Raw genomic sequence first — 13,180 nt, 5'->3', positions numbered from 1 at the left:
CGCTCTTTCAATAAGAAAAGGAAAAAATGAAGGTCTGTATTGCTGAGAAACCAAGTGTAGCACGTGAAATTGCAGCCGTTTTGGGCGCTAATACCAAACATGATGGCTATTATGAAGGTAATGGCTACGCTGTGACTTACACTTTTGGGCATTTATGCACCTTAAAAGAACCCAACGATTATAAGCCGCACTGGAAAAGCTGGGATCTGAATAATCTTCCAATGCTTCCTGAAAAATTTGAAACAAAAGTGGTTCAGAATTCGGGAATTCAGAAACAGTTTAAAATTATTAAAAGTCTTTTCGACAAAGCCGAAGTGGTCATAAACTGCGGGGATGCTGGACAAGAAGGAGAACTGATTCAGCGTTGGGTAATGAACGAGGCGAATTACAAAGGCGAGATTCAGCGTTTATGGATTTCGTCACTTACAACTGAAGCCATCAAAGAAGGTTTTGAAAACTTAAAACCATCAGCCAATTACGATAATTTATATTACGCCGGATTTTCCAGAGCCATTGGCGACTGGCTATTGGGCATGAATGCCACACGTTTGTATACCGTAAAACACGGCGGCTACAAACAGGTTTTGTCTATTGGGCGCGTGCAAACTCCAACGCTGGCAATGGTTGTAGATCGTTTTAGAGAAATCGAGAACTTTAAGCCTCAGCCGTATTGGGAATTGCAGACATTGTATAGAGAAACACTTTTTAGCTATGAGGAAGGTCGGTTTCTAAATAAAGAAGACGGAGAAATTGTAGCCGCAAAAGTAAAAGAAAGTGATTTTGAAATTGTTTCTGTGGATAAAAAGAACGGAAACGAATATGCTCCAAAACTTTTTGATTTAACAGGTTTACAGGTATATTGCAATCAGAAATTTGGGTTTTCGGCAGAAGAAACGCTGAAAATTGCGCAGACTTTGTACGAGCAGAAAGTAATTACTTATCCCAGAGTAGATACAACTTTTTTGCCCAATGATATTTATCCGAAAGTGCCTGGCATTTTGCAGAAATTGACTAATTATGCAGAATTGACCCAGCCAATTTTGGAGAAAAAAATCAAGAAATCGCCAAAGGTTTTCAACGATAAAAAAGTAACCGATCACCATGCGATTATTCCAACGGGAATTCAAAACAATCTACCGTTCAATCAGCAGCAGGTTTATGATATTATTACAAGACGTTTCATTGCTGTTTTTTATGATGATTGTCTCGTTGCCAATACAACCGTGATCGGAAAAGCTGCCGATGTGACTTTTAAAGCAACAGGAAAAGAAATCTTGAAAAAAGGTTTCCGTGTTGTTTTCGAAGATCCGAACGCGAAAGAAAAAGAACCCGATTTATTGCCGAGTTTTACTGTGGGCGAAAAAGGGCCACATGAACCGTCTTTTCTGCAAAAAGAAACCAAACCGCCTAATCAGTTTACCGAAGCGACTTTATTACGTGCGATGGAAACTGCGGGAAAACAAGTTGACGATGAAGATTTACGCGAATTGATGAAAGAAAACGGAATCGGACGTCCGTCAACTCGTGCAAATATTATCGAAACGCTTTTCAAGCGCCAATATATTGTTCGAAATAAAAAACAGGTTTTACCCACTTTAACTGGAATTCAATTGATTGATACGATTCAGAACGAATTGGTAAAATCGGCTGAACTTACCGGAACATGGGAAAAACAGCTAAAAGATATTGAGAAAGGAACTTTCACCGCTGCGGCATTCATTAGAAACATGAAACGCATGGTGGAAGCTTTAGTGTATGAAGTGCGAAGCGAAACCAAACATGCTAATATTTCTCATGCTGCAACGATTCAAAAACCCGTTGTAAAAGCAGAAAAAGAGAAAAAGAAAGCTTCTGGAATTTCTGCAGAAACTTGTCCGAAATGCCAAAAAGGAAATATACTGAAAGGAAAATCGGCTTTTGGATGCAGCGAATACAAATCGGGCTGTGATTTTGTATTGCCTTTTGTTTTTCACGATAAAAAAATTACAGAAAGCCAATATTTGCGATTGGTTCAAAAAGGTTCAACTGTAAATATAAAAGGTTTCAAAACTGATTCTGGAACTGTTGAAGGTTTAATTCGTTTTGAGGAAAATTACAAATTGAAATTAGAACCAAAGAAAACCGATAAAAAAGCCGAAGCAAAAGAAAGTTCAGATGCTTTGATGTGTCCGAAATGCAAAAAGGGAACTATTCTAAAAGGCAAAACGGCTTATGGCTGTGCCGAATACAAATCGGGCTGTGATTTTAAGGTTACTTTTGATGAAGTTCGTGCAAAATTAAAAGACCAAAAACCAACTAAGGAATTGGTGTATTCTATTTTGAGTGAAAGCTTTTAAGTTTTTTTTAGCCACGAATTCACGAATTAATTTTTAAAAATTACTGTGTCTATATTATTTGCCACAGATTGAGCGGATTAAAATGATTCTTTACTCTGTGCATTTTACCAATAATTACATAAATTTTTTCTCGCAGATTTAGCAGATTTGACAGATTTTTATAATACAGAGTACAAAATAAATCTGCTAAATCTGCGTGAGACAAAATCATTTTAATCAGCTCAATCTGTGGCTAAAAATAATTTTGCTTTCAATAATAATTCGAAAAATTCGCAGAAAACTTCCATTCCGTTTATCAAGAAAAATTCGTGAATTCGTGGCTATTTTTTTGCGCAAAAAAATCAGCAGATTATTTTATTAGCCACTAATTGAACAAATTTCCGCGAATTAATTTCACGCAGATTTCGCAGATCTGTGCAGATTTAATTTGATTATTATTAAATAGAATCTGCGCGATCTGCTTAAATCTTTTTAAATCCGCGTGAGACAAAATCATTTTAATCCGCTCAATCTGTGGCTAAAAATAATTTTGCTATCAATAATAATTCGAAAAATTCGCAGAAAACTTCCATTCCGTTTATCAAGAAAAATTCGTGAATTCGTGGCTAAAAAAAATTTCATACATTAGTACCACATTACCAAACCAAAATATCAAAAAATATGTTTCAGAAAATTACTCTTTTAGCTCTTGTATTAGCCGCAGTTTCTTGCCAGAAAAAAGAAACGGTTGAAAAAGATAAAATCAAAAAAGCCGACTGGTTAATTGGGAACTGGGAAAATAAATCTCCTGAAGGCGTTTTATCTGAAAACTGGCAAAAGTTAAATGACAGTACTTTCAGTGCTTCTTCTTATTTCATTAAAGGAAAAGACACTTTGCATTTTGAAACAATAATTCTGGCTCAACTTGGTGAGACGCTTACTTACAAAGCAACTGTAAAAGGGCAAAACGACGACAAACCAGTTTTCTTCCCTTCAACTTCTGAAACAGAACAAAAATTGGTTTTCGAAAATCCGAAACACGATTACCCTCAAAAAATCACTTATACAAAAGGAGCCAATAATACTTTGACAACAGAGATTTCCGGGAATTTGAATGGAAAACCGAGTTCGGAGAAGTTTGTGATGACGAAGAAGTAATATAAAGAATTATTAGTTAATAAAGACAAAATGGGAACTAACTATCAATTACAATCAGACGATCTTAAGGATTTTTTCTATATGTTTGGTATTTTTTCAACTTGTATAATGAGTTTTCTTTCCATTTTAATTACTTTAAAGAATAGAAGAAATACATTGAGAGAAAGTCTATATAAAGAACAACTTATCTTTTCAAATTCACTTATAAATGAATTTTATAAATTACATTCCATTTTAACGAGATTAAACCATAATCAGAAAATAGAATTATCAGAACTTATGCTTCAAGTCGAAACCATATTTGGTATAATATTTTCACATTCTCATATTGGTTCAAATAGAATATTATCTGAAACCTCAATTACATTAGATAGAGTTAACAACATAATTGATAATTTGAAAAGAGAAGAAAGTATAACTTTAAATTATGAAAAATACGTCAACAATTATCAAAAATTAATTAGTACAATCAGAGAAGAATTAGGCTTTTTTTCTTTATCTAAAGAAAATGAAAAACTAATAAAGAGATTTTTTTAAAAAAGAAAAGTAGATTTATTGATATTCAAAACAACTTTGTTAACATTTTATGGAATCATTTCAGATTCAATCAATTGGAAATTTTCTAGCATACTATAAAACAGATTTAAATTATATAAAAAAATTTCAAGAATTTAAGTCTAATCCAAGTCTTGCTTCCGAATACATAACAAAGGAGATTGGATCTTTTTATTCTTTTTTAATTGAATTTAGAGTGGTTAGAAATTTTACAAATGGAGCTACTGACAAACTTCTTGACGAAACCTTATTATGGATTAATTCAAAAGATCCAGATAATGTTGATGCATTTGCCGAAAAACTTGCGCAAACTACTTTGACTAGAGGAAAAATAATGTCATCCATGGCTTCAAAAATTCTTTTCTTAAACAATCCTTGGGAAATTATACCAATGGATAGCCTTGCCAGAAAAACTTTGGAGCAAAAAGAAAACAAATATGTTATTTATAAAAATAATCTAAATAGGTTTCGAGAAATTAACGATTTAACTTTTGAAAAATGTTTAGACTACACTAAACCTCTAACCACACTTATTCATAAAGATTTTAATGAATTAGAAAAATTAGATGTTATTTGCAAAAATAGGTTTGTAGATAAATTACTATGGACGATGGGAAATAAAGCTTTCCATTAATATACAAACTAAAAACTTAGCATCTTACAAAAATCTACTCATTCTCCCCGATCTTATTCACCATAAAAATCATCAGAATACCTAAAAGCGCCATAATAAGAAACGCCCATTTCATGCTTAAATATTCAGAGATAAAACCAACCATTGGCGGAACTAATAAGAATCCTAAATAACCAATTGTAGATATTGAAGTTAGAGCAGAACCTGTGCTTAATTTAGATGATCTTCCGGCAATGCTAAACACCAGCGGAACTACGCAAGAAACCCCAAATCCAATTAAAACGTAACCGAAAATAGTTGGGTAAGCATACGGCATGATAAAACAAATTCCGAAACCTGCTGTTATTAAGATTCCGCTGTAAAGAAGGATTTTTTTAGTTCCAAATTTCATTACGCCATAATCGCCAAAAATGCGTCCCAAAGTTACTGCCGAAGCAAAAAACACGAATGCAGCACTAGTTAATTTGGGAGAAGCTTTTAGGATATTTTCGAAATAAATTCCGCTCCAATCGTACATCGTATTTTCGCAAGCCATTGACACGAAGCAGATCAAGGCAAATTTTACCAGATTCTTTTCTGGCATAGAAAAGAACTTCTTTTTAACCGGAACAGGTTTGTTGTGAATACTCATTGGGTAAAAACAAGCCGTCAGCGCCAACATAAAAATACTCACTCCTAATAAATGATGCGATGGCGCAATTTTCTGTGTTACCATTACATAACCTAATCCTGCTCCCGAAAAAACGGCGATACTCCAAACGGCGTGAAAACGTGTAATAATCGATTTTGGATATAATTTCTGCACTTCTAGAGATTGCGCATTAATCGATAAATTGAAAATATTACGAGAAGCGCCAAAGAATAAAAGTATGATGACCAATTGCCAAACAAATGCTGCTAAACCTGGCAAAGACAAAGCAACATTAAACATAACCGCTCCAAGCAACATGATGTAACGGCTGCTATATTTATTTAGCAATTTTCCAGTAAATGGCATTGTAAGCATTAATCCTATTGGAAAAGCAAATAAAACAGCTCCGAATTCGGCTTCAGAAAGTTTCAATTGGGCTTGTATATGCGGAATTCTGGAAACCCAAGAAGAATACCCGAAACCAGAAAGAAAGAAAAAAACTGTATTGGCAATACGATATCCTCGAGGCGTATTTTGAATCTTTTTAAAGAATGGTAAAATCATGAAATCGTTTTTCAGACTGCAAAATTAAGCCTTTTTAAAGTTTATCTCACTACAACTTCTAATAAGAATTTTGATTAATCGCTCTAAAATCAACATTTAACAATTTCATTCATAAATGATAAAAAAATAAAATTGTTAAAGTTATTTTAATTTCTACATTTGCACTGTTTTTATTTATTCTAAATAAAATTATTATCAACCAAATTTAAAATAGTAATGAATTATCTCAGTTTGAAAACTTCGCGTTTTCTATTTTCAATCAGCTTTCTATTTTCGTTTTTATCTGCCTTTGCACAAAACCATGGAAAAATTAAAGGAACAATTGCAACATCTGATGGCGATGCCGCTGCTGGTGTAAATATTATTCTCAAAAACACTAAATATGGCACCGTTTCTAATGATGACGGTTCTTTTGACTTCAATAAAGTAAAAGCCAATTCTTATACCTTACAAGTATCTTTAACCGGTTATGAAACTTTAGAAGCCGAAATTACGGTTACAGAAAATGAAACTACTACAGTTAATTTACAGCTGAAAGTTTCAAACAAAGAATTAAAAGAAGTTATCATTAGCAGTCCTAAAAGCATTGTGTCCAAAAAAACAGATTATGTTGCCAGAATGCCCCTTAAGAATCTTGAAAATCCACAGGTTTATAGCGTAATCCATAAAGAACTTTTACAGGAACAAGTTGCGGTAGACATTAGAAGTGCTGTACAAAACTCTCCTGGAGTAGTTTCAATTAGTTATCCATCCGGAGGAGTTGGCGTAATTTTTAGAGGATTTTCTACAGGAATAAATGCTAGAAACGGAATGGAAACGGTTTCGGGGCGCTCTTCTGTTGATCTTGGAAATGTAGAACGCATTGAAATCCTAAAAGGCCCGTCTGGAACTCTCTTTGGTTCAACTGTATCTTCATTTGGAGGCGTTGTTAATTTAGTGACTAAAAAACCATACGAAACTACTGCTGCCGAAATCTCATACACAACCGGAAGCTATGGCTTAAATCGTTTAACGGCTGACGTTAATACTCCGCTAAACAAGGATAAAAGTGTCTTATTCAGAATAAATATGGCTGTTAACAGAGAAAAAAGTTTTCTTGATTATGGTTTCAATAATGCTTTGCTTTTTGCCCCTAGCCTTACTTACAAAGCTTCTGAAAAGCTTACTTTCAATATTGATGCTGAACTTTATAATGTAAACAATACAAGACGCACTTATAATACTTACGCTGCAAATTCTGGAATTACAAATCCGAATGACTTAAAGATAGATTACAGAAAATCTATGTTTCATGATGATAATGATGCTAAAACAAAAGCAACAAAAGTTTTTGCTCAGGCCGAATATGAAATATCAGAAAACTGGAAATCTACTACTGTATTTTCATTTGTCGGAGAAGATGTGGAACGCAGTTATCAGAGTTATGCCGTTTGGAGTTCACCAACTCAAGTGGCTAGAAGAGTTGGTCTTTGGGGACCGATTTATAATAACTACACTAACATTCAGGAAAACTTAAACGGAAAATTCTCGACTGGAAACATTAAGCACAAATTTCTTGCGGGTATAAACTATCGACTTTACAGCGGTGCCTTTTCTGGAGGAAGTACTTTTACTCTTGACAATATTGATGTTACTGCACCATTTACTCCTATTAGAAGAAAAGCTGTAGATGCTGGTCTGGTTCTTACAACCTCTACTATTGCAGATCAAAAAACATTTAGTGTGTATGCGTGTGATGTCATCAATTTTACAGATCGTCTTTCGGCTATGTTGAGTTTGCGTCTGGATAATTTTGACCGTGAAAAAGTGGGAACCGTTGAAGGTTATAATCAGACAGCTTTGGCTCCAAAGCTTGGATTGGTTTATGAATTGGTTAAAGACCAAGTTTCTGTATTTGGAAATTACATGAATGGCTTTCAAAACATGCAGCCTGTAACACAGCCAGATGCTTCGATATTTGTTTTGGATCCTATTTATGCAGTTCAATATGAAGGAGGTATTAAAGCCGAAGCTTTCAATAAAAAACTGACTGGCTCTGTGAGTTATTACAATATTACAATCGATAATGCGACAAGAGTAAATGCTACAGGTTTTACAGAACAAGATGGCAAGCAAGTCAGTAAAGGTTTTGATTTTGAGTTAATGGCCACTCCTATCAACGGATTAAGCATTGTTGCTGGTTATGGCTATAATGATAACAGAATTGTAAAAGCTTCTGACACATCAATCGAAGGAAATAAAGCGACAGGTTCTCCTGAAAATGTGGTGAACTTCTGGACTTCTTACACCTTCCAAAATAAACTAAAAGGGCTTGGTTTAGGTTTTGGTGCCAATTATGTAGACAAAAATTTCTTTACAGCAGATAATACTTTTTATATGCCTTCTTATACAACTCTTAACGGATCTGTTTATTATGATCGTACATCATGGAGAGTTGGTCTTAAATTTAATAATATAACTAACGAAAAATACTGGGATTTCTGGGGTACATCACAAGCTCCGACAAATATTCTGGCTAGTTTAACAATTAAATTTTAAGTCAGAGTTTTAATTTAAGCAAAAGCATCTCAGCATAAAACTTGAGGTGCTTTTTTTGTATAATTTTATTTTTAATTATTCTAAATAAAACTTATGTTTGTGAAAAATATCAATTAATAATTTAAAACTCGATCTTATGAAATTAAATACTTTAAAAACAGTAAGCTTTTTATTTCTAATGCTTTTTGCTGCACCTCAACTTTTTGCTCATGCTCTTTGGATCGAAACTAAAGCAACAGGAACAAAAGGAAAAGCTCAAGAAATTTCTGTTTACTTTGGAGAGTTCTCTGATAACGACATTACAAAAGCCGATAAATGGTTTTCTGATTTAAAGGATTTCTCTTTAGTGGTAATTTCTCCTTCAAAAAAAGAGACTAAATTAACTTCTAAAGCTCTAGACAATAAATACCAAGCGTTTTTTACACCAGATGAAGATGGGGTCTACACTATTGTAATGCATCATACTGTAAAAGATGTTTATGGTACGATGAAATTAGATTACAATTCTAGTGCAAACGTTGTGGTTGGCAATAAGGCTGCAGGAAATACTATTACTTCTAACACCAATAAAATTGCTGTTTTCTCAGAAAATGCGGATGTTGCAAAAAAAGATACTAAAATTACTGGCGTAGCCTCTTATGACGGAGCGATTGCAAAAGAAGCTAAAGTTAAAGTAATTGCGCCAAACGGATGGGAAAAAGAGTTGTGGACAAACGATAAAGGAGAATTTTCTTTTACGCCTATCTGGTCAGGAAATTATATGGTAGAATATGCTCATACAGACAAATCATCTGGTGAACACAACGGAAAAAAATACGATGAAATCTGGAAAATGGCTACTTACCAAATTGTAGTAAAATAATTTTTCGTTCATTCTGAGATTTAAATTCAATTTAAAGCCTTGCTGTGGAGCAAGGCTTTTTAGTTGTTATTTATACTGAATTAAAATAACAACTAAAAACTCTTAAGCAAATCTTAAGAAAAAAATAATAAACATTTAAGAAATAAAAATGGTTCATAATTTTCTGTTAAAGAATCTGTGTCTTTATATTTGCACTCAATAATTTTTATTGAATCTAAATAAATACCATGAAATATAATTTACTATTTGCATTAGGATTATTAAGTTTTGCCTCTTACGGTCAAGATTATTCAAGCAATGAAACGACTTCATCTATCACTGATACTGTAAAAAATAAAAAAGGAGAAATTCTAAACGAGGTTCTGGTTACCAAAACAAAAGAGCCGAAACCAGTAACTGCAGTTCGCTCTGGCTTAAAACCAATGGATAACCCTCAAAGCATTCAAGTAATTGGTTCTGAAATCATCGAACAGCAGCAAGCTATCAGATTAAGCGAAGTTCTTAAAAATGCTAATGGTGTATATGTAAGTTCTGCTCGTGGAGGTGCTACAGAATCTTTTTTCTCAAGAGGATATGACATGTCGGCAAACAATATGTTCAAAAATGGTTTTCGTTATAATTCTGGTTCAATTCCTGATGTTTCTGGCTTAGATAAAGTAGAATTCTTAAAAGGTGGTTCTGCCCTATTATTTGGAAATGTTGCTCCAGGAGGAATTTTAAACTTAGTAACCAAAACGCCTCAATTCAAAAGTGGAGGTGAAATCTCAATGCAAATGGGAAGCTACGCTTACTATAAACCAGCATTTGATTTTTATGGAGGCCTAAACAAATCTATTGCATTTAGAATTAACGGTTCTTATGAGAACTCAGAGAGTTTTAGAGATGTTGTAAAAAATGAACGTTTATACATCAACCCATCGTTACTTTTCGTAATCAGCCCTAAAACACAAATTACGGTTCAAGGTGACTATTTAAGCGCAGATTGGACGCCAGATTTTGGAACCGGAATTATTGGAACACAAATACTTGATTTGCCACGTAATGCTTTCTACGGATCGCTTTGGTCAAATGGTACTACTAAATCTTCTAGTGCTTCTGTATTATTAAATCATGATTTCAATAAAAATTGGAAGTTAAATTTTAATTCTTCTCTTCAAAATTATAACAGAGCTTCAAAGTCTACAGCACAGCTATCATCTGTAAAAGAAAATGGAGACTGGACAAGACCTTTAGTTCAAAACAAAAACTTAGAACAAATACTAGGAGACCAATTAAGCCTTCAAGGAAACTTCAATACAGGATCTGTAAAACATCAAATTTTTACAGGTGCAGACTGGGAAAACTCATTTGCAACAGCTTATACTTTTGCATTTGATCCTGCGAATTATGATACTATTAATCTTTTCAATTTTGACCCTACAACACAAAGAAATGATATACCAAATGCAAGAACAACTCAAATTGCAAAAACAGAAACAAATCGTTTTGGTGTTTATTTCCAGGATTTAGTTACAATTACAGAAAAATTCAAAGTATTGGCAGGTATACGCTGGTCATGGCAGGAAGCTGAAGTTACGACTTACAAAGAGACTTACGCCAATAAAATACAAACTGTAAAACCAGAAAATGCCGTTCCTACAGTTGGTGCTAAAAAATTAGACAATGCATTTTCTCCTAAATTTGGATTAATATATCAGCCAAGAAAAGATGTTTCGATATTTGGTAGCTATTCTACTTCGTTTACTCCAAACACAGGAACTACAGCCGATTTAAAACCAATTGAACCTTCTATTATTGATCAATACGAAGCTGGTATTAAAACCGATTTCTTACAAGGTTTATTGAGTACAAATGTTACTGTTTATCAAATCGTGAATAGCAATCTGGCTCAAACAGCTGAATTTAAGGCTGACGGAAGTTTAAATTCAGATACAAACATAAAAGTTCTAAGCGGTGAAACTAAAAGTAAAGGTGTTGAAATAGATGTTACAGCAAGGCCAATTGATGGACTTAGCATTATTGCGGGTTATAGCTACAATGACATGCGTTACACTAAAACATCTGGCTTGAATGGAAGTTTTATTGAAGGTGACCGTTTAGTTAGAACTCCAGCAAATACAGCAAACTTAAGCTTCTTTTACACAGTACAAGATGGTTTCTTTAAAGGAGTATCTTTAGGTGCAATCGGAAATTACATTGGTGATCGTTTAGGTGGCTGGAATGATCAACACAGTACAGATCTTGTTAAATATCCTGATGGTATTTACCACAGAGAAATTCCTATTGAAGGCTACGTTACAATTGATGCATCTGTTGGATATACTTGGAGAAAATTCTCAATTCTTTGCAAATTATCAAACATTACAAATGAATTAAATTATACAGTTCACGAAAACTATAGTGTGAACCCAATTTCTCCTCGTCAGGTTATGACAAGCTTGCGATACAAGTTCTAAAATATTGAATTAGATGTTTTTTTGATTTATCCCGAGATTTTCCTGTCTTCTCAAAAACAGAAAAATCTTGGGATTTTTATTTTACATCCGATACTAATTCAATTAACACTATTTTTGCTAGCAATAATATTCCCTAAAAAAATCAAAAATGTCAGATTCCAAGAAAAACCAATTGCAAAAAAGTTTAGGCCTTAGTTTTAATATAGCCGTTTTAATTGGAGGAACAATCGGTGTTGGGATCTTAAGAACGCCTGGAACTATTGCAGAAATGCTAAATAACTATTGGCTGATTCTTGCTTCTTGGCTATTTGGAGGCTTGTATGTTTTATTGGGAGCTAATTCGTATTCAGAACTGGCGACAATGCTGCCAAAAGCTGGTGGGTCTTACAATTATATAAAAAGAGCTTTGGGCGAGTATGCTGGATTTCTTTCTGGCTGGTACGATTATATTGTAAATGCCATTCCTCCTGCTTTTTATTGCATTGTAATTAGCGAATACACTATCATTCTATTTCCACAATTGACCAATTATGCAACAGTAATGTCCATTTCTTTATTAATAGCATTTGTATTGCTGCATTTAAGTGGTGTAAAAAACGGAAGCTTGATTCAGCAGATTACTAGTTTGTTAAAAGTGATTTGTTTTGTGGCTTTGGTTGTGGCTTGTTTTATGTACTCTGGAGCTGAAATTCCCCCAATAAAAACTGATAATTCGGTTTTTCAAATCGGACTAATTTTTGGATTTTTCAAATCATTGCAACTAATTATCGGGACTTACAATGGCTGGAATGCTGTTTGTTTTTTTGCTGAAGAAAATGAAAATCCAAACAAAAATATTCCGAAATCTTTATACAGCGGAGTTTTACTTGTTGTAGCCATTTATATTTTGGTAAATGCCGCATTTTTTCATGTACTGCCAATCGAAACACTAGCAAAATCTAATCTTGCTGCTGCTGATGTTGCTAAAATTCTTTTTGGCGAAAGCGGAGCTAAAATCGTAACGGTAATTTCGATTTTCTCTTTAATCAGTATTTTGAATGCCTTTATGATGATTCCTCCAAGAATATTGTACGGATTAAGCCGTGACGGATTTTTTATCGAAAAAGGAACTCAAGTAAACGAAGGCGGAACACCAATAGTAGCTCTTTTGGTTTCGTCATTTTTTAGCTTGTTTTTAATCTGCATTGGTTCTTTTGAAGTTTTGTTTTCATTCGCCGCTTTTATCTCCATAATCGTTTGGGGATTGGCGTATTATTCCCTTTTAAAACTAAGAACCTCTGAACCGCATTTACCAAGACCTTACCGCTCTTTCTGGTATCCGTGGACCACAATAATTGCCTTAATATTTTCTATTGCATTACTTGCTGGATTTATTTACAGCGATCCAAAAAGCTTTATTATAATTGTAGGTATTGCGATCGCTTCTTATCCTCTGTTTTTGCTTTTGAAGAAAAACCAAAAGTAATA

9 protein-coding genes are annotated in these 13,180 nt (G+C 33.8%); 8 read left to right on the top strand and 1 reads right to left on the bottom strand.

The window, feature by feature from the left end; genetic code table 11:
• Positions 1–26: 26 nt before the first annotated feature.
• From FF52_RS01345 to FF52_RS01330, 4 genes are all read left to right on the top strand, one after another.
• On the top strand, positions 27–2,336 hold the full coding sequence (locus FF52_RS01345) for a type IA DNA topoisomerase (RefSeq protein WP_008462312.1): 2,310 nt from the start codon (positions 27–29) through the stop codon (positions 2,334–2,336).
• Between the two features lie 660 nt (positions 2,337–2,996).
• Complete coding sequence (locus tag FF52_RS01340; RefSeq protein ID WP_008462310.1) at positions 2,997–3,473, top strand: DUF6265 family protein; 477 nt, start codon at positions 2,997–2,999, stop codon at positions 3,471–3,473.
• Between the two features lie 30 nt (positions 3,474–3,503).
• On the top strand, positions 3,504–4,010 hold the full coding sequence (locus FF52_RS01335; protein ID WP_008462307.1) for a hypothetical protein: 507 nt from the start codon (positions 3,504–3,506) through the stop codon (positions 4,008–4,010).
• A gap of 49 nt (positions 4,011–4,059) precedes the next feature.
• On the top strand, positions 4,060–4,662 hold the full coding sequence (locus tag FF52_RS01330; RefSeq protein ID WP_008462305.1) for a hypothetical protein: 603 nt from the start codon (positions 4,060–4,062) through the stop codon (positions 4,660–4,662).
• A gap of 34 nt (positions 4,663–4,696) precedes the next feature.
• On the opposite strand, the gene FF52_RS01325 is transcribed toward FF52_RS01330, so the two are convergent.
• Positions 4,697–5,857, bottom strand: coding sequence for an MFS transporter (locus FF52_RS01325; RefSeq protein WP_008462304.1), 1,161 nt, complete (start codon positions 5,855–5,857; stop codon positions 4,697–4,699).
• 216 nt (positions 5,858–6,073) lie between these two features.
• Here FF52_RS01325 and FF52_RS01320 point away from each other — a divergent pair, with 216 nt between their 5' ends.
• The 4 genes from FF52_RS01320 to FF52_RS01305 all read left to right on the top strand — a co-directional run bounded on the left by FF52_RS01320 (position 6,074) and on the right by FF52_RS01305 (position 13,178).
• Positions 6,074–8,395, top strand: coding sequence for a TonB-dependent receptor (locus FF52_RS01320; RefSeq protein ID WP_008462303.1), 2,322 nt, complete (start codon positions 6,074–6,076; stop codon positions 8,393–8,395).
• Positions 8,396–8,531: 136 nt separating this feature from the next.
• Positions 8,532–9,257 carry a DUF4198 domain-containing protein gene (locus FF52_RS01315; RefSeq protein ID WP_008462302.1) on the top strand — a complete coding sequence of 242 codons (726 nt, stop codon included), beginning with the start codon at positions 8,532–8,534 and terminating at the stop codon, positions 9,255–9,257.
• 227 nt (positions 9,258–9,484) lie between these two features.
• Complete coding sequence (locus FF52_RS01310) at positions 9,485–11,713, top strand: TonB-dependent siderophore receptor (RefSeq protein ID WP_008462300.1); 2,229 nt, start codon at positions 9,485–9,487, stop codon at positions 11,711–11,713.
• A 148-nt stretch (positions 11,714–11,861) separates the two neighbouring features.
• Entirely contained in the window at positions 11,862–13,178 is a 1,317-nt protein-coding gene (locus FF52_RS01305; protein ID WP_008462298.1) for an APC family permease, read from the top strand.
• The last annotated feature ends 2 nt before the right edge of the window (positions 13,179–13,180 follow it).

The organism is Flavobacterium sp. F52, assembly GCF_000278705.1.
GTDB classification, from domain to species: Bacteria; Bacteroidota; Bacteroidia; order Flavobacteriales; family Flavobacteriaceae; genus Flavobacterium; species Flavobacterium anhuiense.
The sequence above is the reverse complement of the archived record's forward strand: the minus strand, read 5'-3'. Positions and strand labels throughout refer to the sequence as shown.

What these genes read in the sequence shown, in the direction of transcription:
- FF52_RS01315 (WP_008462302.1), top strand. Translation starts at nt 8,532, where the DNA reads ATGAAATTAAATACTTTAAAAACAGTAAGCTTTTTATTTCTAATGCTT.
- FF52_RS01340 (WP_008462310.1), top strand. Translation starts at nt 2,997, where the DNA reads ATGTTTCAGAAAATTACTCTTTTAGCTCTTGTATTAGCCGCAGTTTCT.
- FF52_RS01310 (WP_008462300.1), top strand. Translation starts at nt 9,485, where the DNA reads ATGAAATATAATTTACTATTTGCATTAGGATTATTAAGTTTTGCCTCT.
- FF52_RS01325 (WP_008462304.1), bottom strand. Translation starts at nt 5,857, where the DNA reads ATGATTTTACCATTCTTTAAAAAGATTCAAAATACGCCTCGAGGATAT.
- FF52_RS01330 (WP_008462305.1), top strand. Translation starts at nt 4,060, where the DNA reads ATGGAATCATTTCAGATTCAATCAATTGGAAATTTTCTAGCATACTAT.
- FF52_RS01305 (WP_008462298.1), top strand. Translation starts at nt 11,862, where the DNA reads ATGTCAGATTCCAAGAAAAACCAATTGCAAAAAAGTTTAGGCCTTAGT.
- FF52_RS01335 (WP_008462307.1), top strand. Translation starts at nt 3,504, where the DNA reads ATGGGAACTAACTATCAATTACAATCAGACGATCTTAAGGATTTTTTC.
- FF52_RS01345 (WP_008462312.1), top strand. Translation starts at nt 27, where the DNA reads ATGAAGGTCTGTATTGCTGAGAAACCAAGTGTAGCACGTGAAATTGCA.
- FF52_RS01320 (WP_008462303.1), top strand. Translation starts at nt 6,074, where the DNA reads ATGAATTATCTCAGTTTGAAAACTTCGCGTTTTCTATTTTCAATCAGC.